The following is a 20654-nucleotide window of genomic DNA, read 5'->3' on the forward strand; positions in this document are numbered from 1 at the left end:
CGTGTGACGCCGGCCGCTGCGACCGAAGGGGGACCGGTCAGCCGAGGAGGGGCATGTCGGCGCCGACGCCGTTATCGCTGAACCAGGTCGTGGTCTTTCGCTGCTCGACCTCGGGTGGTGCCCGCTGGTGCGATTCGGATAGACGCACCTCAGACCTGGCTCGCCACGGCGCCTGGCAGTGGCGTTCCACGCTCTCGTGCGTTCGCGCGGGGATGCGAGTTCTTCGAAGTGCCCGGCCGCGCTCCACCGGTGCGGCCGGCGACGCGGGGGAGAGCCTCGCAGGTGCCGTCGCGGTTGCCGTCGGTGAGCAGGACCGCGAACAGGATGCCCTGAGGCACAACCGGTCCGACACCCGCCGCGACCCGGGTCGCGCGGACCACCACCGGCGACAACGGCGGTCCGGTCCCACACGTCATCGGGCGCAATCCATTCCTCCTCAGAGCCGGACGTGGTCCACATCGGACAGCTGAGACCCGGTGTCCGATCAGCCTGGACCGGCGAGCCCGACAGAACCATCGGCAACCTGCCCACTGCCCGGCTCGGCGCGCGTCCCGCCCGACATCCGCGCGCAGTCGGGCACTCCTGCCCGGACCCGACCATCGAGCACGGGTGCCGGACGACCTGTGGAGAGTTATGACGACCGGATCGCCACCCATTCCCGAACCAGTGGAACCTGCCCCGTCAGGGCTGCGGACGACCTGGTCGCGGTGGGTGGAGGAGGCAGTGCGCCCGCGGTGGTACATCCTGCGCCTGCTGCCCGCCGGCGGGCGCGGTGCGGTGGCGCTGCTCGCGGTGATGAACCTCGTCCTCGGCCTGCTGCCGGTGGCGTTCGTGATCCTCACGAGCGTGCTGATCGGCGGTGTGCCGGCCGCGGCGGAGGGTGGGGTCGACTCCGGCGCGTGGGATCGGCTGATCGGGCTGTTCCTGGCCGCGGCCGGGGTTTTCCTGGCCGTCCAGGTGCTGACACCGGTGGGCAACGCGCTGGGGCTGCGGTTGTGCCGTCGGGTGGACGGGGTGCTGCGCGACGAGGCGATGGCGCTGATGGTGCGGCCGGTGGGCCTGGGTCCGCTGGAGGATCAGCGGACCCGTGAGGAGTTGACCGAGGCGGTCGGCAACTTCGAACGCGACTGGGGGACACCGGGCCAGGCGTGCGTCGGGGTGTTGTCGCTGGTCGCCCGCTACCTGCGCCTGCTGGCGCTGGTCCTGGTCGTCGCGGTGGTGATCGCCTGGCCCGCCGGGCTCGCGGTGGGCGTGGTGGTGCTGCTGTTCCGCTACGGGCAACGCGGCGGCCTGCGGAAGTACTCGCACGTGTGGCACGAGGTGGTGGGCTCGCGGCGCGAGGCGGAGTACTTCCGCGAGGTCGCGATGACCGACGTGGCAGCCAAGGAGATTCGGCTGTTCGGACTGGCGGACTGGTTGGCCCGGCGCTACCAGCGGGCGAGCTCGACGGCGATCGACGTGGTGGCACGTGCACGTCGGCGCGTGTACCTGGCCCCGTACCTGGTGCTGACCGCGATCGGCCTGCTGGGCACGGCTTTCGCGCTCGTGCTGGCCGGCTCGCTGGCCGCGGACGGTCGAGTGGGGCTGACCGAGTTGGCGTTGGGGGTGCAGGCCGTGGTCCTGGCGATCGGGCTGGGTGGCTATTACCCGGAGGCGGACACCAGCACGCAGTACGCGATGTTGTCGCTGTCGGCGTTGCAGCGGTTGCGGGAGCGGCTGGACGAGTTGGAGGCCGGGCAGCGGGCGCCGTCCGGCCGGGCGCCCGTCCCCGCCGGGGTGCCGGGCACGGCGCTGACCTTCGACCGGGTGGGCTTCGGCTACCCGGGGGCGGACCGGACCGTGCTCGACGGCATCGACTTGGAGCTGCCCGCCGGGCGGTGCACGGCGGTGGTGGGGGTGAACGGTGCGGGCAAGACCACGCTGGTGAAGTTGTTGGCGCGGCTGTACGAGCCGACTTCCGGCAGCGTGCGCGTGGACGGGGTGGACATCGCGGAGTTCGACCCGGTGCGGTGGCGCCGCCAGGTCGGGGTGATCTTCCAGGACTTCGTGCGCTACGAGCTGACCGCGGCGGAGAACATCGCGCTGGGCGCGGCGCACGTGCCGGTGGACCGGGCGGCGGTGCTGCGGGCGGCAGAGCGCGCCGGGATCGCCGAGGCGCTGCTCGCCCTGCCGAACGGGCTGGACACGCCGCTGTCGCGCGCTTACCCGGCTGGGACGGACCTGTCGGGCGGGCAGTGGCAGCGCATCGCCATCGCCCGTGCGCTGTACGCGTTGGAGGCCGGGGCAACGGTGTTGGTGCTCGACGAGCCCACGGCCGCGCTGGACGTGAGGGCGGAGGCGGCGTTCTTCGACCGGTTCGTGGAGCTGACGCGCGGGGTGACCTCGCTGCTGATCTCGCACCGGTTCTCCAGCGTCCGGCGGGCCGACCACATCGTGGTGATCGACGGCGGCCGCGCGGTGGAGCGCGGTGCGCACGAGGAGCTGATGGCGGCCGGTGGGCATTACGCGCGGTTGTTCGCCTTGCAGGCGGAGCGGTTCGCCCGCGGTCTGGACGTCGAGGAGGTGGACGCGTGATCGACGTCGTGCGCGGCGGGTGGGAGCTGTTCGTCGTCGCCTGGCGGGAGAGCCGCTACCGGCTCGTGCTTTCGGTGGTGCTGATGATCGCCCGGGCCGCGGCCATGCCGCTGGCGGCGCCCGCGTTGGCGGCGTTGGCCGACGCGGCGGTCGAGCGCGACGTGCGCGGGGCCGCGCTGGGCGCGGTCGGGGTCACGGTGGCGGTGATCGCGTCGCTGACCGCGGGGCACTTCGCGCACATCTTCTACTTCGAGCTCGGCGACCGGGCCGTGCTGCGCCTGGAGCGCGAGCTGATCACCCTGGCCAACGGCTCGACCGGCCTGGAGCACCACGAGCGCCCCGAGTACGCCGACAAGCTCCAAGTGCTGCGCCAGGAGCTGCACCGGGCCGGGTGGGGCTCGATGGAGGCGTTGCTCAACAGCCTGGGCCTGCTGGTGGGGATCACGGTCACCGCGGTCCTGCTGGCGCGGCTCAACCCGGTGCTGTTGCTGCTGCCCCTGGCCGCCGTCCCACCGCTGCTGCTGGGCAGGCGGGCCGAGTCGGTCGTCAACGCCGCCCGCGAACGGGCCGCGCTGCCGTCCCGGCGGGCCCGCCACCTCTTCCGGCTGGTGGCGAGCCCGGCGTCGGCGAAGGAGGTGTACGTCGGCGGGCTGGGCCCGGAGCTGCGGGAGCGCCAACAGCGCGACTGGGACACCGCCTCGCAGGAGCTGTGGCACGGCGAGCGGCGGGCCGTGCTGCCGCGCACCGTCGGGCAGGTGATCTTCGCCGTGGCCTACGTGCTGGGCACGCTGCTCGTGGTGCGCGACGCGGTGGTCGGCCGCCGCAGCGTCGGTGACGTGCTGCTGGTGCTCACCCTGGCCGCGCAGGTCAACCAGCAGGTCACCTCGGCGGTGACCGTGCTCCAGGAGATGCAGCGGACCGCGCGGGTCATGGCCAACCTGCGCTGGGTCCGCGCGCTGCTGGCCGCGCAGGAGCCACCGGAGCCCGACCGGGAACCGCCCGGGCGCATCCGGCACGGCATCGAGCTGCGCGGTGTCTCCTTCACCTATCCCGGCACCGAACGCACCGTGCTCGCCGACGTCGACCTCGTGCTGCCCGCCGGGTCCACCGTGGCCGTCGTCGGCGAGAACGGCGCCGGCAAGACCACCCTGGTCAAGCTGCTGTGCCGGTTCTACCCCGCGACCACGGGCGTGATCGCGCTCGACGGGATCGACCTGGAGCGCTTCCCGCCGGCCGACTGGCGCGCCCGCATCGCCGCCGGCTTCCAGGACTTCGTCCGGTTCGAGCTGCTCGCCCGCGAGTCCGTCGGCGTGGGGGAGTTGGCCGACGTCGACTCCGCCGACGCGGTGCGCGCGGCGCTCGGACGCGCTCGTGGCGAGGACGTCCTGGAGCGCCTGGAGCACGGGCTGGAGACGCAGCTCGGCACGTCGTGGACCGATGGCGCCGAGCTGTCGGGCGGCCAGTGGCAGAAGCTGGCCCTCGGCCGCGCCATGATGAGGTCGGAACCGCTGCTGCTCGTGCTCGACGAACCGACCTCCGCGCTCGACGCCCAAGCCGAGCACGACCTGTTCCAGCGGTACGCGGCCGGCGCGCGTCGGGTGGGCGAGCGCACCGGCGCGATCACCGTGCTGGTCTCGCACCGGTTCTCCACCGTGCGCATGGCCGACCTCATCCTGGTCGTCGCCGACGGCCGCATCGAAGAACAAGGCACCCACGACGAACTGATGGCGACCCGCGGCCTGTACGCCGAGCTCTACGGCATGCAGGCGGCGGCTTACAGGTGACGAACCGGCCGACGGCGCAGGACCGGCTCGAAGGGGAGGGGGAGCCAATGATCCACGTGGGGCTGGTCGACGACAGCCAGGTGTTCGCGGCGGGGTTGAAGGTCACCTTGGCGGAACGGGGGCTGGCGGTGCTGCCGGCTGAGGACGCCGGGGTGGACGTGGACGTGTTCCTGGTCCACCCGGCGTCCGTGCGCCACCCGGAACCCGACCGGTACCTCGAAGCGCTCGCGCGCCGCGCGCCCGTCCTGCTGCTGCACGACGGGGAGCTGCCGCGACCACGGCCGGGAGGGGTGAGCGACGTGGTGGACCGCAACGCCTCGGTGGACGACATCATCGACGTGATCACGGCTGTGGTCGGCGTCGCCGGCGCCCGGCGGAGGCGGGAACCGGTGCGGGCCGAGACGGCGCAGTTGTCGCCGCGGGAGCGGGAGGTGCTGCGCCAGGTGGCGAGAGGGCTCACCCACGGCCAGATCGCCACCCGGCTGGCGATCAGCCCGCACACCGTCGACACCTACGTCAAGAGGATCCGGGCCAAGATGGGCATCGGGAACAAGGCCGAGCTGACCCGGATCGCGCTCACCGAGATCGCCGAGGACTGACCCGGGCGCCGCGGTTGGCGGTGGCGCGGTCAGCGCTCCCGCCACCCGGAGTCCAGGCGGCTGTTCACCAGGTAGCGCTGGGCGAACCCGAACACGAGCAGACCGGGGAGCAGGCTGATCGTCGCCGCCGCCATCTGCTGGCCGATGGGCACGGAACTCGAACGCAGGGTCGCGAGGCCGACCGTCAGCGTGCGCATCTCGTCGCTCTGCGCCACGATCAGCGGCCACAGGAAGTCGTTCCAGTGCCAGACGAACAAGAACACCCCGATCACCGCGAGCACCGGTCTCGTCAGCGGGAGCACCACGCGCCGGAACACCCACCACTCGCCCGCGCCGTCGACGGCGGCGGCATGCAGCAGTTCGTCCGGGATGCCGCGAACGTACTGGCGGACCAGGAACACCGCCTGCGCGTTGGCCAGCGTCGGCAGGATCAGGCCCCAGTACGTGTCCAGGCCGTCCACCTGCGCCAGGCCGCCGAAGTACGGGATGAGGTTGACCTCGCTCGGCACGGCGAACGTCACCACGACGACCCAGAACAGCGGTGTCCGCAGGGGGAAGTCCTTCTTGGCGAACGCGTACCCGGCCATCGCCGCGAGCAGGAGGGTGATCGCGGTCGAGATCCCGGCGTAGAGCACGGAGTTCAGCGCCCACCGCCCGATGCGCGCGCCGGCCAGGACGTCGCGGAAGTGCTCCAGGCTGAGCCGGTCCGGGACCAGCGCCTCGGGCAGCGTCGCCGCGCCCGGTGGCGACAGCGCGAGCACCACCATGGCGAGGAAAGGCAGGACCGCCGCGAAGGCCATGGCCGCCGCGAGCGCGAACCACCCGAGCGCCCTCACCGCGCCGTCCCCTCGCCGGACAACTTCCACTGCGCCAGCGACACGGTGGCGACCACGACCGTCACGACGATCCCGATCGCCGAGGCGTACCCGAAGTCGAAGTAGCGGAACCCGCGCTCGTAGAGGTTCATCACCAGCGTGTAGCTCGACCGCGCCGGGCCGCCGCCGGTCATCACGTAGGCCAGGTCGAACACGTGCAGCGACGAGACCGTCTCGACCAGGACGCAGAACACCAGCACCGGCCGCAGACCGGGGAGCGTGACGTGCCGGAACAGCGACCAGCCGCGCGCGCCGTCCACCGCGGCGGCCTCGCGCTGCTCGTCCGGGATGGCGCGCAGCCCGGCCAGCAGGACCAGCATGGAGTACCCGAACCCCTTCCACGCGCCCACCGCGGCCAGGGACCAGACGGTCAGGTCCGTGCCGGCCAGGAAGGGCACGGGCTCGACGCCGACCCGGCCGAGCAGCCCGTTGACCAGTCCGCCGTCCGCGGCGTAGACCCAGTGCCACACGACGGACGCGAGCACCAGGCTCGTCATGTAGGGCAGGAAGAACACCATCCGCAGCGCCACCGCGCCCCGCACCACGTGGTGCAGGACCAGCGCCGTCACCAGGCCGAGTCCGACGGTCAGCGGCACGGCGAGCAGGGCGTAGGACAAGGTGACCCGCAGGCTGGTCCAGAACAGCGGGTCCCGCGCCAGGTTCGCGTAGTTCGCCGCTCCGACCAGCCGCCCGACCCCGTCCCAACTGGTGTCGGTCAGGCTGAAGTAGCCCGAGACGACGAGCGGCACCCCGCGGAACACCACGACGAGGGTGAGCATCGGCAGCACGAACAGGTACGCGGAAGACGTGCGGCGCGCTCGCCGCGGCACCGCCGGCCGGTCGGTGGTGGTGTTCACGGCCCACCCCGCTCGAGCAGCGCGTCGACCTCCCGCGCCGCGGCGTCCAGCGCCTCGCTCGGCGACTCGTCGCCGAGGAGCGCGGCCTGGACGTGCGGTGCGACGAGTCCCGCGACCTGCGGCGCGGACGCGCGGGGTTCGCCTGGGAACAGGACGTCGAGCTGGGCGGCGAAGGCCTGCGCGTCCGGATCGTCCCGCGCGCACGCCGCGGACGGGCGCGTGGGCAGGAAACCGGACTTCGCGCACAGCTCCGACAGCACGTCGGCGCGGAGCATGAACCGCAGGAACTTCCTCGCGTCATCCGGGGAACCGGACCGGGCGGTGAGGACGAGGCCGCTGGGGTAGCCGAACCCGACGCGCTCGGCGTCCGCGAGCGGCGGCGCGGGCGCCACCACGTCCGCGCCCAGCACCCGCTTGAGCTGGCGCAGTTCCGCCAGGGTCGTCAGCGGGCTGCACGCGGCCTGCCCTCGCCCCATCGGCCCGCGGGCCGGGTCGTGGGGCTGGGTCACCGCGGACTGGGCGATCGCACCGCGCCGGTAGAGGTCGACCAGGAACTCCAACGCCCGAACCCCCTCCGGCGAGTTCACCGCCGAGCGGGTGCCGTCCGAGGTGTAGACCGACCCGCCGGCCTGCCACAGCAACGGGTAGAACGTGAGGTTCAGCGACACCTGGAGACCAGCCGGGTAGTCCAGCGCGTACATGCCCCGGTCCGCCAGGCGGTCGGCCAGCACCCGCACCTCCGCCCACGTCGAGGGCGGGTGTTCGAACCCCGCCGACGTGAGCACGCGGCGGTTGCACGCCATGGTCATGGCGAGCTGGTAGAGCGGCACCAGGTAGGCCCGTCCCCCGTGAGAGGAGGCGTCGAGCGTGCTCTTCGACAGCTCGCCCGCCACGGGTCCCAGCACGTCGTCGACCGGCTGCAGCAGGCCGCGCGCCGCGTAGTCGGCGACCTGCTCCGGGCGGAACAGCACGAGGTCCGGCGGGCGGCCCGCGGCGAACGCGGTGGCGACCTTCACGTTGTTGTTCTCCCAGGGCAGCAGCTCGATTCGCAGGTCCACGTCCGGGTGGGCATCCTCGAACCGCCGCTCGACGTCCGCCCAGAACGCCCGGCTGACCCCGGCGTCGGGGAAGATCGGGTACATCCAGAGGGCCACGGCGTGCCGCGGCACCGTCGGCGAGGTGCACGACACCAGGGCGACGAGCACCAGCGCCGACGCGAGCCACCGACCGCAGCGCACCGGCGCCCTCACCGGCCGGGACCGGCGACCGGCCGGCCGACGGACGCCTCGTCACGCACCACGACCCCGCCGACCATGACGAAGCACACCTCGGCGATGTCCTCGATCCGGCGCAGGGGGTCGCCCCGCACCGCGACGACGTCCGCGTCGAACCCGGGCCGCAGCGCGCCCTTGCGGTCACCGAGCCCGCAGACCCGCGCGCCCTCGAGGGTCCCGGCCGCCACCGCCTCCGCGTTCGTCATGCCCAGCCGGGCGAACTCGATGATCGCGTGCGGCAGCGCGTCGTGCGGTTTGCCCGGCAGCGCACCGGAGTCCACGCCTGCGACGAGCCGCACCCCGCGTTCCCGCATCTCGACCACCACCTGCGCGAACACGTCGAGGAACGCCTGGAAACCCGGTGGCACCTCCCAGTCCGGCGACAGGCCCAGGGTCGGGCACACCGCGATGCCCCGCCGCGCGATCTCGTCGATCACCGCCGAGTCGGGCGCGAGACCGCCGTCGACGGAGAAGAAGCAGTGCTCGATGCCGTCCACACCGCAGTCCACGGCCTGTTCGATGGCCGCCGGCGGGTAGGCGTGCGCCGTGACGGGCAGGCCGAGCCCGTGCGCCTGCTCCACCAGGGCACGCATCTCCTCGTCGGTGAACTGGGGTTTCGACGTGTCCGAGCCGGGCGTCAGCCGCCCGCCGGAGGACATCACCTTCACCACGTCCACCCCCGCCGCGTGCAGCTCGCGCACCTTCGACCGCACTCCCTCCACGCCGGCGGCCACGCCACCGAGGAAGTGCGCGTGCCCGCCCGCCACCGTGACCGGCGCACCGGCGACGAGCACGTGCGGCGCGGGCTCGGCCGCCGACGCCAGCCGGTCCCGTGCCCGGACGCCGAGGAACCCCGGCGCGCCCAGGTCCCGCAGCGTCGTGACGCCGCCCAGCAGGGCGTGCCGGGCCGTCGCGTACATCCGGTCGACCAGCGCGTCCGGTGGTGTCGCCGCCAAGTGCTCGGCCGTGTCCGGCCGGCCGTCCAGGGCCAGGTGCGCGTGCACGTCCACGAAACCCGGCACGAGCGTCACGTCCCCGAGGTCGAGCAGCGCCGTGCCCGCCGGCAGGGGGTCGTCGCGGCGGCGGATCCCGGCGATCCGGCCGCCCTCGACGAGCAGCACCGGACGGGTCACGAGCCCGTTGTCCGCGAGCAACCGCTCGGCCGTCACGGCGACGGGGCCGGCCGTCCTGATCACCGCGCGTCCTCCCGCAGGTCGAACAGGAGGTGTCGGGGGTACTGCTCCATCAGCTCCGCCAGTTCCCGGGTGTCGTCGGGCAGGCCCACGCACCGCACCACCGCGTCGCGCTGTTCCGGTGTCCGTGCGTCGCTGCACGCCGCGCAGGTGGCGGGCAGCCCTTGCCCGGTCGCGTGCGCCGTGCGCAGCGCCCGCGCGGCCGGACCGTTCCAGATCTCGGCCAGCGAGTTCTCGTGCAGCGAGCCGAGCACGAGCTGGCCGGTGAAGTCGGCGCAGCACGGCACCACGCCGCCGTCCGCCCGGATGACGACGTTGAGCCACGGGTCCAGGCACGGCCGGTGCGCCCCGCCACCCGCGGCGGGGTCCGACCGGCGTGCCCGCGGCAGTGGCAGCATCCCCCCGCGGGTGGAGTACCGCTTCAGCTGCACCGTGTCCACGCCCTCGTCGGCCCAGCGCCAGAGGAACTCGTGGATCTCGTCCGGGTCCTGGTCGCCGACCACCAGCTGGGCCTGCGTCACCGGCCCCGGGCCCGTGCCGCGCTGCCGGAGGAACGCGCGCACGTTGCGCTCCACCACCTCGAAGTCGCCGCCGACGCGGATGCGGTGGAACGTGTCGGCGCGCGCCGCGTCCAACGAGAAGACGATCAGCGACAGGCCGCTGTCGATGAGCATCCTCCCCTTGCGCTCGTCCAGCCGCGAGGCGTTGGTGGACAGCATGGTCTCGACACCCCGCTCCCGCAGCGCGGCGAGGATGTCCGCCAGGCCGGGGTGCAGCAGCGACTCACCGGAGAAGTGCACCCACACCGGCGCGGCGCGGAACGCTTCCGGCTCGTGGTCGACCCACCGGACCAGGTCGTCGACGTCGAGCAGGTGCGCCTTGCCCTCCGGGCGCACGCACGACGTGCAGGCGAAGTTGCAGCCGTCGGTGGGCTCCACGCACAGCACGCGGGGCAGGTAGTCGACCGCGGGCAGGCCCTGTGCGTACGCCGCGACGACCTGGTCCCAGCTACCGGCGAGGGAGTGGCTGACGGAGGTCATCGCTCACCCGAACATGGTGGTGTGGAAGACGTCGTTGAGCATCCGTGGGAAGTCCTGACCGGACCGGGTCCAGTCGACCACGTCCCACAGCATCCGCTCCAGCAGCTCCCGCTGGAAGTCGCACTCCCTCATGTCCTGGAAGCGGTCGAACCGCGTCTTGGCGTCCCAGTAGCAGCCGCCGCCGCAGATGCCGATGGCCGAGCACTGCCGGCAGTCCGACATGAAGAACGGCAGGTTGGCGTAGATGTCCTCGGGGGTCACCGACCGGGTCTTCGGGTGGCTGTCCAGCTTCGTGCACAGGGTGCGCTTGCCGTCGGGGTAGAACGTGACCTCGGGGCCGATCACCGTGCACCCGATGGCCTTGAAGCGCTTGCGCGCGATGTAGGCGATGCGCTTCATGATCTGCGCGACGTAGACGTTGTTGCGCTTGGCGTCCTCGTAGATCTCCATCATCGCCGCGGTGTAGGCGTCCATGTCGAACCCGTCGGCCGCGTCGCTGTTGACCGTCATGTGCGGGATGGAGTAGTTGACGTGCCGCGCACCCAGCTCCTGCACGAAGAAGTGGTGGATGTCCACCATGTCCGGCAGGTTGTGCGGGGTCATCGTGCAGTTGATGCCGACGTCGGCGCCGAGCCGCTGCATCGCCCGGAACCGGTCCAGGACCTGTTCGTACAGCGTCTGGCCTGCGTGGTTGACCCGCTGCCGGTGGTGCCGCTCGAAGCCGTCGATGGACAGCCGGATGCTGACGTTGCGGTCGCGCAGGTAGATGATGTCCTCGTCGCTGAGCAGGATGCCGTTGGTGTAGAGCTCCTTCCCGGCCTCCAGCGGCACGCCGTCGAGGAAAACGCGGCAGGCGTCCCAGTTCATCGTCGGCTCGCCGCCGATGAGCATGACGGTGCCACCGGGCATGTTCTGGTGGTACCACTCCAGCAGGCCCTTGGCCGTGTCCACCGACATGTGCTGGTGCAACTGCTCCAGGTTGTTCTCGAAGACGATGCAGTAGGTGCACTGGAAGTTGCACGCCTGCGTGACCTCCACCCGCATCAGGTGCGGGTCGTTGAGCATGTCCAGCGGGGTGAACTTCCAGTCGATCTCGGCGAGTTCGTCCACCTCGGCGGCCGTGGGCTCCGGGTCGTCCGGGCCACGCAGGAGCCAGTTGTGCGTGAAGGCGTTGTAGTAGACGACCTCGTCCCCCCGTTGGAATCGGTGGACCTTCGGCGTCTGCGGCAAGTAGTCCTCATCGGGCGTCGCGGCGGGCACCGGCTGCTTGCCGGGCGCGCTCAGCGACAGGTACACCTTCTGGCCCATGCCATCCTCCGACCGAAATCAGTGTGCTGACAGCCAATGTCCAAGAACGGTCGACGCCATCCGGGCGCCGACCGCCGCGAGATCGACGTCGTCCAACTCGACGTCCCAGAACGGAACGCTCCCCGGTCGGTCGGTCACCAGTCCCAGGGCGATGCCCTGGAGCGGGCGCAGGCCGCCCAGCTCCTTGAAGAAGAAGTAGGTCTCCAGGTCCACCACGGACGCGGAGATCCTCCGCGCCACCGCGTGCACCTGGGCCGGGTCGTCGAGCAGACCGTCACCGGTGAGCGACCGCACCGACGGCACGTCGGGGTCCAGCACGTCCGGGCCCTCCCAGGAGGCGACCACGCCCGGTGCGCGTCCCGCCGACGTGATGCGCACCAGACCGCCGATGTCCGCGGCCGGTGTCACGGCCCCGACCAGCCCCAGGAACGCCACCCGGCTGCGCTCGGTGACCAGGGCGCGCACCGGGTCGACGATCCGCGTGCCCTCGAAGTGCTGGACGGCGCAGAAGGTCCGCCCGGCCCGCTCGACGGTGGCGAGCCGCCACCAGCCGGTGTGCTCGACCACCCGGTCCGCGCCGTCGAGCAGCGCCCGGTAGAAGGCGGGGATCGGGGTGAAGACCACGTCGTCCGCCACGTCCGATTCCACGCAGTCGAAGAAGATCTCCAGCACCCGGTCGCGGTCGGGCAGGCTGCCGGGGCGCACGACAGAGTCCGTCACCGCGCCACCCCCGGCGAACTCGCGCGGACCCCGCCCCGGTAGAAGCCGCGGTCGCTGCTGATCCCGGTGCGGACGGCAGTGCGCGTCCGGGCGGTGCGCCGCCGCACCAGGTCCAGGTCGACCAGCAGCTCCAGGCACTCGCGCACGGTCAACCCCGCCCGCCGCCGCGCCTCCTCGGCGTCGGCGAGGAACGCCGACAGCGGGGGAGCGTCCGCGCCGACCGCCCGGTACGCGTCGAGCAGCGGCTCGTACTCCTCGGGCAGCACGAACGTCTCGCCGCCGAGCAGCCGGCGGGCCACCACGGACCCCTCGCCGACCGCGTTCGACCACGCGACCACGATCGGCTCGACGCGCAGTTCCCAGTCGCGCAGCACCGCGTCCGACGGCGAGTCCGCCGACAGCAGACCGGACCGCTCCGCCGCCTCCGCCCGCCTTCGCCGGAACGCCGCGTTCATGTCCCGGTACCGGGCCTCGACCAGCTCGCGCTCGGCTTCGCCCATGGCCCAGGTGCTGCGGAACGCGACCTGCGTGGGAGAGCTGACGCCCCCTGGCGCGTGCGCGACCTCCAGGCCGAACTTCGCGGGCGCGCGGAACATCTCGGAGTTGCGCCCGAGCGCGAACCGGAGGACCTCGAAGTGCACGTCCTCGATGTCGCGGGTGACCTCGTCGAGGAAGTCCGCGGCGGCCAGCGCGCGCTCGCAGGTCAACCCCGGGTAGTCGACGATGATGTTGATCAGCAGCTGCACCGGGCTGCCTGCGAAGCTGCGCAGGAAGGAGCCGATCTCGTCGCGGGTGTAGCCCTTGTCCATCAGGCGGAGCGTGTCGTCGTCCGCGGACTCCAGGCCGATGTCGAGCCGGACGCACCCGGACTCCTCCAGCAGCCGCACGTCCTCGGGCGTCAGCTCGCCGTACACCCGCTGGAAGCCGCGCCAGCGCACGCCGAGGTCGGCACCGGACAGGAAGCGGGCCAGCCGGCGCTCGTACTTCAGCGACATGACCTCGTAGACGAGGTGCAGGCGCCCGGTCGTGCTCTGCGCCGCGGCCAGCCGCGCCGACTCGGTCACGTCCTCCGCCCGCCGGAAGCTGATCTTCTCGTACAGCTCGATGTAGTCGCAGAACGCGCAGGTGTAGAAGCAGCCGCGGCCCACCAGCACCGGCAGCTCCACCGCGCCCTCCAGGTAGCCGGGGTCGAACGCCTGCGGCGCGGTGTCGGCCAGCGCCACCTGCCGCGCCGCCTCGGGCGGGTTCACGAGCACCCGGCCGGCCGCCTTGCGGGTCAGCGCCGGCACGGTGTCCAGTGCGGCGTCGTCGAACGACTCCAGCGCGAGCAGCCGTCGGAACGCCTCCTCGCCCTCGCGCCGGACAACACCGTCCACCGCGCTGCCCCGCAGCAGCCGTTCCACCTGCCCGTCATCGAGCAGGCTCGGCAACGGGCCGCCGACGACCACGAACACCCCGTCCCCCGCGAGCTCGCGCACCACCTCGGCGAGCAGCAGCGCCGGCGCGAGCTGGGTCGCGAACGGCACGCTGACGCCCACCACGCGCGGCACGCCGAGCCGCGCGTAGTGCCGCGCGAGGAACCGCCGCATCCCGCCCAGGCGGGGTAGCCGGGCGAGGTAGCCGTCCACGTCCACGTCCGCCGCCTCGCCGGTCTCCTCGGCGAGCCCGGCCCGGTCGAACAGCCACCGGCGCGCCGCCGGGTCCCGCGCCACGGCCGCCAGCAGCGCGGCGTCCTCGGGCGCGGCGGCCACCGCGCGGGGGAACGCCTCGACCAGCGCCCGCTCGGCGGCGTCCGCCACGGGCCCGCCCAGCCGCCCCGGCGGAGGCGCCCCGTCGGCCGCGGCTTCCAGGAACAGCTCCCGCACGTACCGCTGGTTGAGGTTGACCTGCCTGACCGGGGGCGCCCCGCGCTGCTCGGCGTAGGCCGCGAGCAGCGGGACGGAGGCGTAGGGCCTGCCCACCAGCACGGGGCTCAGCGGCGGTAGCACCAGTTCGGCCGCGGGCCCCACTACTCGTGCCCCCCGGACGCCGGCTGGTGCAGGATGCGCTTCGTCCGCGACTCGGGCGGCTCGGCGCCGAGCAGCGGCAGGTCGATCGTCGCGCGCCGGTCGGCACCCGACTCGCCGTGCGGGTAGTTGCCGATGTTCCGCTCGCGGATCGCCAGCGCCAGGTAGCGGTTGCGCTCGGCGTAGAGCACGCGCAGGTCGTGCAGCTCGTGCAGGATGTCCGCGACCTCGGCCCGCGGCACCGAGGGAACGGTCGCCGCGATCTCGTCCAGGGTGCGGGAGCTGTGCCCGCACGCCAGGTAGATGTCGCGGTACTCGTCCGGTAGCTGCATCACCACGTCGTTGCCCTGTCCGCCGGAGCGGGCGGTCAGGTTGAGGAAGTCCCCGCCGTCGACGTACACGAGCCCAGGGCGGCCGAGGTTGGCGTGGAACCGCCGCTTCCACTCGTCCACCTCGGCCAGGAACGGGGCCCAGGTCACGCCGCGGTCCACGGCGGGCACGGGTTTGATGGTCAGCGCGAGCAGCTGCGCCAGTTCCCGGGCGTACTCGTCCGGGTAGACCTCGCTGACCTCGTCCGGCACGTACCAGTCGGCGATGTTGTACGTCGCCATGTCGTTCCACGCCGGGCTGTCGATGGTGAAGCTGTAGTCGTGCACCGAGGGGTACATGAAGTACTTGGCGTACTGCGCCGCCTCCACGCACTGCTCGACGTCGGCCTGCTCCTCGGCCGGGAAGTTGATGATGACGTTGTAGTAGATCTCCACGTCGAACTCGGCGGTCCACTTGAGCAGCTCCAGGCTCCGCATCAGCCGGTGGTTGCGCTGGTACAGCCGCAGGATCCGCTCGCTGAACGACTCGATGCCCGCCTGGATGGTGCGCACGCCGGCGTCGCGCAGCGCCCGCACGCCCGACCGCGTGATGTTGGGCGAGACCTCGACCAGCATCCGGTAGTCGTGCGGGTCCTTCGCCAGCTCCTCGAACAGCGGGATCTTGTCCTCGACGTTGGTGTCGCAGAACGTGATGTAGGGGCTGCGGTACTCGCGGCGCAGCTCTGCCAGCTCCTCGACGACTCGCAGGTGGCTCTTGCGCCGGTACACGTTGCGCCACTGCACGTTCAGGTTGCAGTAGGTGCACTTGCCCCACACGCAGGCCCGCGACGCCTCCATCGTGAGCTTCGGGATGACGTCCAGGGTGTCCGGGCGGAGCTGGTGACGGAAGTAGTCCGCGTAGTCCGGTGGCGGCAGCTTGTCGAGGTCGTGCATCGCGGCCCTGGACAGGTTGCGCACGATCCGGTCCGTGCCGTCGTCGTCCCGGCGGCGCCACACGATGCCCCGGACGTCGGAGAGTGTGTGCTCGGTGTCGCGCCCGGTCAGCACGCCGAGCAGCTCCTCGCTGGTCTCCTCGCCCTCGCCCTCCACCACGATGTCGAAGCACTCGAACAGGCGCAGCACCGTCTCGGGCATGCCCTGGGTCATCAGCGCGCCGCCGATGACGATCGGGATGTCGGGCCACCGCTGCTTGATCCGCCGGCACAGCAGCACCGTCGGGATGAGTTGCTGGTGGCTCGTGGTGAACCCGAGGGCGCGGTAGCGGTGCCACGGGACCGCCTCGAACACGTCGTCGAGGAACACCGACAGCGCGTCGACCAGGGCGTCGAAATCCAGGGGTGCGGGGCCGGGGGGCGCCTGGACGGCGCTGCCGGCCATCTGCTCCCGTTCGGCGAGGGACAGGTTGGCGTTGAGCTGCGGGTGCTTGAGCACCCCGGTGGACGGCCCGAGCGTCAGGTCGAAGTCGACCGCCGACACCACCGCGCGCGCGATGCGGTCCCGTCGCTCCGGGAACATCAGCGCGGCGAACGCCGACTCGCCCATGTACGCCTCGAAGATCCGCATGTAGACCGAGGGCTGCATGTAGCCGATCAGGTCTTTGTAGAAATGTCGGGTGTCGACCGTGTACCCGCGTTGCGAGAGCCACGCCTGCAACGACCCCAACTGGATCGCGGTGGTGTCGTAGCGCTGCCACGGCAAGGCCGTGATGATGAAATCACGCATCGCCTCGGAGTCATTTGGGCCGGACTCTGGAGTCATTGTTGGACAGCCTCCACGCGACGGGCTTGCAGGCACATGGTGCAATAGCGGTCGAGTCGCCGGTCGGATTCGAGGTAGTCGCGGCGGGCCGCCACCGCGGCGGGGTGGTTCACCGGGTCGTCGATGTCCTCGGCACTCCACGCGTCGGGCATGAAGAAGCAGAACCGGAACCGTTCCCGCTCGTCGAGCACGATTTCCCGGAACGGCAGCGCGCACCTCCGCCTCTCCGCCCGACCGGTGCCGCGCCGGAACGCCTCGAAGTAGTCCGCGAAATCGTGCAGCAGGTCGAGCGAACTGCTGGTGAGCTCCGGGTGCCGCGCGTACGCCTCGTGCACCGCGGGAATGATCTCCGTGCGGAACTCCTCGACCTCGTCCAGGGTCAGCGCGACTTTCTCCACCCGGTCGCCGGACAGCGGTTCCAGGTGCCCGAAGGCGCCGCCGCGGTCCATCGGGCTCACCATCCCGGCGACGTCCGGGACGAGGAACGAGACGTGGTCGACTCCGAGTCGCGCCGCCGTGCCCACGAACTCCGGCAGTCTGCGGAAGTTCAGCCGCTGGGTCAGCACGCACAGCGTCAGGTGGGTCTCCGGTGATTCCTCGCGGAACCTCGCCGGCAGGGTCGCCAGGTGGTCGAACGCCTTCGCGCCGCGGATCGCCTCGTAACCCTCCGCCGTGTCGGAGTCGAGGGAAATGATCAACCTGGCGAGCTTGCCGCGCAGGTGGGGAAGCTTGCGACCGAGGTAGGTGCCGTTGGTGACCAGGGTCAGTTCGAGCCCCGCGTCGACGAGGTCGTCCACGATGAGGTCGAAGTCGGGGTGCATGCACGGCTCACCACCGGTGAGCATCACCCGGCGCAGCCCGGCGTCCAGCAGCGCCGGGAGGAACCGCTGGACGGTCTCCCGGCGGACGTAGCGGAACGGCCGCTGGTCGGGGTAGGAGCACGAGATGCAGTGCAGGTTGCACCTGTTGGTCAGGATGATGTTCCACTGGTCGACCTCGGGCACTCGTGGGGCCATCCACGCCGGAAAGCCGAGCGGCGCGGACCCACTTTCCCCGACTGCCGGTGCGGAAACGCGGGACGACAATTCGCACCCCCATTGGAAATCCGGGACGTCGGAATCCGGGCAGCTGACCCGGTATACGTGCACCACCGGTGCCCCGGCGAATCGACGGCTGCGCCGGCGGATGTCCACCTGCGCAGCCGCCGATCAACGGCACGCTGTTCTTCGCTGGTGGGTGTCGCCGCACGGCGCTCTGGTAGACCGTGCCGCGCACAGCCATGAGGAAACAGCGAGCCGTGGTTCGAGCAGGAATCAGATGAGCAGGTCCGAGCGGGAGTACTGGAGGACCCGGACCTTGGAGCGACGCGTCGTCCGCGGGTCGTCGTCCGTCCTCGCCTCGGGCTGTTGCGAAGTGTCGCCGCTGTTCGGGACGACGGAGTGCTCGACGTCGTCCAGGGATTCCTTCGGGGGCATTCGAGCTCCTTTCACGCCGTGGAGACCGGCCTTTGCGGCCAGCCTCTCGGTCTCTTGAACGGAACTCAGATTACGGGCGGGAATGACGTGGCTCATGTCCCTGAAAGCAGGTACACCGCCGCGCCCGCCCCGGTAGGGGATGGGCGCGGCGGTGCACCGCGAGCCGCGTCGTCCGGTAAGACCGGTCAGCCGGCCACCACGTTGACCAGGCGAGGTGCGCGGACGATCACCTTCCGCACCGGCCGGCCGGCCAGCGCCTGCACGACCTTGTCCGATGCCAGCGCCAACTCCCGCAGGTCGTCCTCGGTGATGCCCTGCGGCACCTCCAGTCGGTCGCGCACCTTGCTCGACACCTGCACCACGCAGGTCACGGTCTCCTGCACCAGCAGCTCCGGCTCGGCGCGCGGCCAGCCGTGCTCCAGCACGGACGCCTCGCGCCCCAGGAGCTCCCAAGCGTCCTCGGCGGTGAACGGCGCGAAGCACGAGAGCATCCGCACCAGCGCCTCCGCGCCCTCCCGCACCACGGGGTCGTCCGCGCCCGGCTCGTTGTCGATCGCCCGGCGCAGCAGCGTCGTCAGCTCCATCAGACGGGCGATGGCGACGTTGAGCCGCCTGCCCTCCATCAGGGTCGTGACGTCCGCGACCAGCCGGTGGACCTGCCGGCGCAGCTCCAGGTCGCCGGACTCGACCGGTCGGTCCCCGGGCGCCGCGATGTCGGCGGCGATGCGCATGACCCGCGCCAGCCACTTCACCGACCCGGCGGGCGAGACGTCCGCCCAGTCGATGTCCTCCTCCGGCGGACCGGCGAACAGCATCGTCACCCGGACCGCGTCCGGGCCGTACTGGGCGATCTGCTCCTGGAGGTTCACCAGGTTGCCCAGGCTCTTGCTCATCGACTTGCCGTTCATGATGACCTGACCCTGGTTGGTCAGGCGGGTGAACGGCTCCACGAACGGCACCAGGCCCAGGTCGTGCAGCGCCTTGGTGATGAATCGCGCGTACAGCAGGTGCAGGATCGCGTGTTCCTTGCCGCCGATGTACTCGTCGACGGGCAGCCAGCGGGCGATGCCCGCGGGGTCGAACGGGCCGTCCTCGTACGACGGGTTCGGGTAGCGCAGGAAGTACCAGGACGAGTCGACGAACGTGTCCATGGTGTCCGGGTCGCGCCGGGCCGGGCCGCCGCACGACGGGCAGTCGACCGACGCCCACTCGTCGGCGCTGTCCAGCGGCGCGCGGCCGTCCGACGGGCGCAGCTCGTAGCCCGACTGCGGCAACCGCACCGGCAGGTCCGACTCGGGGACCGGCACCTCGCCGCACGCGGGGCAGTGGATGATCGGGATCGGCGTGCCCCAGTACCGCTGACGGGACAGCAGCCAGTCCCGCAGGCGGTAGTTCACGGTGGCCTCGCCGGCGCCGCGCCGCTCGAGCTCGGCGACGATCGCGGCCTTCGCCTCGTCGCTGCCCAGGCCGGTGAACGAACCCGAGTCGACCAGTGGCCCGGTCCCGCTCGTGGCCACGCCCGTGACCGCCGGGTCCTCCTCGCCGGTCTCGATCACCTTCCGCACCGGCAGGCCGAGGGCCCGCGCGAAGTCCAGGTCGCGCTGGTCGTGCGCCGGCACGGCCATGATCGCGCCCGTGCCGTAATCGGCGAGCACGTAGTCGGAGGCGTACACCGGCAGCTTCTCGCCGCTCACCGGGTTCACCACGTGCCGGCCGAGGAAGACGCCGGTCTTCGGGCGGTCGGTGGCCAGGCGCTCGATGTCGGAGGCGGCGTTGGTCTTGGCGCGGTAGGCGAGGAACTCTTCGCGCCGCTCGGGGGCGCACAGCTCCTCCGCCAGTGCGGCGTCGGCGGCGACGACGAAGAACGTGGCGCCGAACAGCGTGTCCGGCCGGGTGGTGAACACCCGCAGCGGCTCGTCGCGGCCCTCGACGGCGAAGTCGACGTGCGCGCCGGTGGAGCGGCCGATCCAGTTCCGCTGCATGGTGAGGACGTCGTCGGGCCACTGGTCGAGCTGGTCCATGTCGTCCAGCAGCCGCTGCGCGTACTCGGTGATCCGGTAGAACCACTGCGTCAGGTCGCGGCGCTCGACCTCCGCGCCGCACCGCTCGCAGCGGCCCTGCACCACCTGCTCGTTGGCGAGCACGGTCCGGTCCACCGGGCACCAGTTGACCGGCGCCTTCTTGCGGTAGGCCAGGTTCCGCCGGTAGAGCTGGAGGAACATCCACTGGTTCCACCGGTAGTACTCGGGGTCGGAGGTGTGGAACCTCGTGCGCCAGTCGAACGAGATGCCGAGCCGGCGGAAGCTCTCCGCCTGGACGGCGATGTTGTCGTAGGTCCAGGTGCCCGGGTCGAGGTCGCGCCGCAGGGCCGCGTTCTCGGCGGGCAGGCCGAACGAGTCCCACCCGATGGGGTGGAGCACGTTGCGGCCGTTGAGCCGTGCGAACCGCGCGATCGCGTCGCTGATCGAGTAGACCTCGGCATGTCCCATGTGCAGGTCGCCCGACGGGTACGGGAACATGCTGACGATGTAGTGCCGCGGGCGGTCGTCATCCTGCTCGGGCTGGGTGAGACCGGACGCCTCGAACACCCGTCGTTCCTGCCAAACCTTGATCCACCGCTCGTTGTTCGCCTGTGGATCGTATGCCTCTTGCGTACCGCTGGCCTGCATGCCCGTTCCCTGGTCCCTAGGTATCGTCTCGGCCTCACGGGTGGTGCGCGGACGGCTACCCGAATGCCAGCCTGGATAGGCGAAATGCTACCGGAGTCGGTCGGTCGGACCGGTTTCGGGTTGCTCTCCCCCCTCGGGTCCGGCGCCGGGGCGCCGGCGGGAGCGGACCACCGCGCGGGTTGCGTCACCCGGG

The 20654-nt window shown here is 71.6% G+C and carries 15 protein-coding genes; 3 read left to right on the forward strand and 12 right to left on the reverse strand.

The genetic code is table 11. From position 1 onward, the window contains the following. Positions 1–723 precede the first annotated feature (723 nt). The 3 genes from AB0H12_RS30705 to AB0H12_RS30715 are packed head-to-tail and all read left to right on the forward strand — an operon-like array spanning position 724 to position 4957. Entirely contained in the window at positions 724–2574 is a 1851-nt protein-coding gene (locus AB0H12_RS30705) for an ABC transporter ATP-binding protein (RefSeq protein ID WP_499627639.1), read from the forward strand. Further along, complete coding sequence (locus tag AB0H12_RS30710) at positions 2571–4358, forward strand: ABC transporter ATP-binding protein (RefSeq protein ID WP_499627640.1); 1788 nt, start codon at positions 2571–2573, stop codon at positions 4356–4358. The genes AB0H12_RS30705 and AB0H12_RS30710 overlap by 4 nt, the downstream gene beginning before the upstream one ends. Before the next feature lie 47 nt (positions 4359–4405). Continuing rightward, positions 4406–4957 carry a response regulator transcription factor gene (locus AB0H12_RS30715; protein ID WP_499627642.1) on the forward strand — a complete coding sequence of 184 codons (552 nt, stop codon included), beginning with the start codon at positions 4406–4408 and terminating at the stop codon, positions 4955–4957. A 29-nt stretch (positions 4958–4986) separates the two neighbouring features. On the opposite strand, the gene AB0H12_RS30720 is transcribed toward AB0H12_RS30715, so the two are convergent. The 12 genes from AB0H12_RS30720 to leuS form a co-directional block, all read right to left on the reverse strand. Then, on the reverse strand, positions 4987–5793 hold the full coding sequence (locus tag AB0H12_RS30720) for a carbohydrate ABC transporter permease (protein WP_499627644.1): 807 nt from the start codon (positions 5791–5793) through the stop codon (positions 4987–4989). Next, on the reverse strand, positions 5790–6689 hold the full coding sequence (locus AB0H12_RS30725; RefSeq protein WP_499627646.1) for a carbohydrate ABC transporter permease: 900 nt from the start codon (positions 6687–6689) through the stop codon (positions 5790–5792). The genes AB0H12_RS30720 and AB0H12_RS30725 overlap by 4 nt, the downstream gene beginning before the upstream one ends. Beyond that, a complete protein-coding gene (locus AB0H12_RS30730) occupies positions 6686–7939 on the reverse strand; it encodes an extracellular solute-binding protein (RefSeq protein ID WP_499627647.1) in 1254 nt (417 codons plus the stop codon). The genes AB0H12_RS30725 and AB0H12_RS30730 overlap by 4 nt, the downstream gene beginning before the upstream one ends. Beyond that, the gene (locus AB0H12_RS30735) at positions 7936–9159 is read right to left on the reverse strand and encodes an amidohydrolase family protein (RefSeq protein ID WP_499627649.1); all 1224 of its coding nucleotides are present in this window, start codon (positions 9157–9159) and stop codon (positions 7936–7938) included. The genes AB0H12_RS30730 and AB0H12_RS30735 overlap by 4 nt, the downstream gene beginning before the upstream one ends. Continuing rightward, entirely contained in the window at positions 9156–10196 is a 1041-nt protein-coding gene (locus tag AB0H12_RS30740) for a radical SAM/SPASM domain-containing protein (RefSeq protein ID WP_499627651.1), read from the reverse strand. The genes AB0H12_RS30735 and AB0H12_RS30740 overlap by 4 nt, the downstream gene beginning before the upstream one ends. A 3-nt stretch (positions 10197–10199) precedes the next feature. Next, positions 10200–11504, reverse strand: a complete 1305-nt coding sequence (locus AB0H12_RS30745; protein ID WP_499627653.1) for a radical SAM protein — start codon at positions 11502–11504, stop codon at positions 10200–10202. 18 nt (positions 11505–11522) lie between these two features. Then, entirely contained in the window at positions 11523–12224 is a 702-nt protein-coding gene (locus tag AB0H12_RS30750; RefSeq protein WP_499627655.1) for a hypothetical protein, read from the reverse strand. Then, entirely contained in the window at positions 12221–14233 is a 2013-nt protein-coding gene (locus AB0H12_RS30755) for a B12-binding domain-containing radical SAM protein (RefSeq protein WP_499627657.1), read from the reverse strand. The genes AB0H12_RS30750 and AB0H12_RS30755 overlap by 4 nt, the downstream gene beginning before the upstream one ends. After that, positions 14233–16281 (reverse strand): RiPP maturation radical SAM C-methyltransferase, encoded by a 2049-nt coding sequence (locus AB0H12_RS30760; RefSeq protein ID WP_499627659.1) that lies wholly within the window; start codon positions 16279–16281, stop codon positions 14233–14235. Before AB0H12_RS30760 ends, AB0H12_RS30755 begins: the two co-directional genes overlap by 1 nt. Before the next feature lie 32 nt (positions 16282–16313). Next, entirely contained in the window at positions 16314–17321 is a 1008-nt protein-coding gene (locus tag AB0H12_RS30765; protein ID WP_499627660.1) for a radical SAM protein, read from the reverse strand. Between the two features lie 309 nt (positions 17322–17630). Continuing rightward, the gene (locus AB0H12_RS30770; RefSeq protein WP_499627662.1) at positions 17631–17792 is read right to left on the reverse strand and encodes a hypothetical protein; all 162 of its coding nucleotides are present in this window, start codon (positions 17790–17792) and stop codon (positions 17631–17633) included. A 185-nt stretch (positions 17793–17977) separates the two neighbouring features. Beyond that, positions 17978–20461, reverse strand: coding sequence for a leucine--tRNA ligase (leuS, locus tag AB0H12_RS30775; RefSeq protein ID WP_499627664.1), 2484 nt, complete (start codon positions 20459–20461; stop codon positions 17978–17980). Positions 20462–20654 lie beyond the last annotated feature (193 nt).

Source organism: Actinosynnema sp. NPDC023794, from assembly GCF_040639675.1.
Lineage (GTDB): Bacteria > Actinomycetota > Actinomycetes > Mycobacteriales > Pseudonocardiaceae > Actinosynnema > Actinosynnema luteola.

Bases quoted from the DNA above. Each gene is read 5' to 3' on its own strand.
- AB0H12_RS30715 (WP_499627642.1), top strand. From the start codon at position 4,406: ATGATCCACGTGGGGCTGGTCGACGACAGCCAGGTGTTCGCGGCGGGG.
- AB0H12_RS30740 (WP_499627651.1), bottom strand. From the start codon at position 10,196: ATGACCTCCGTCAGCCACTCCCTCGCCGGTAGCTGGGACCAGGTCGTC.
- AB0H12_RS30745 (WP_499627653.1), bottom strand. From the start codon at position 11,504: ATGGGCCAGAAGGTGTACCTGTCGCTGAGCGCGCCCGGCAAGCAGCCG.
- AB0H12_RS30760 (WP_499627659.1), bottom strand. From the start codon at position 16,281: ATGCGTGATTTCATCATCACGGCCTTGCCGTGGCAGCGCTACGACACC.
- AB0H12_RS30770 (WP_499627662.1), bottom strand. From the start codon at position 17,792: ATGCCCCCGAAGGAATCCCTGGACGACGTCGAGCACTCCGTCGTCCCG.
- leuS (WP_499627664.1), bottom strand. From the start codon at position 20,461: ATGCAGGCCAGCGGTACGCAAGAGGCATACGATCCACAGGCGAACAAC.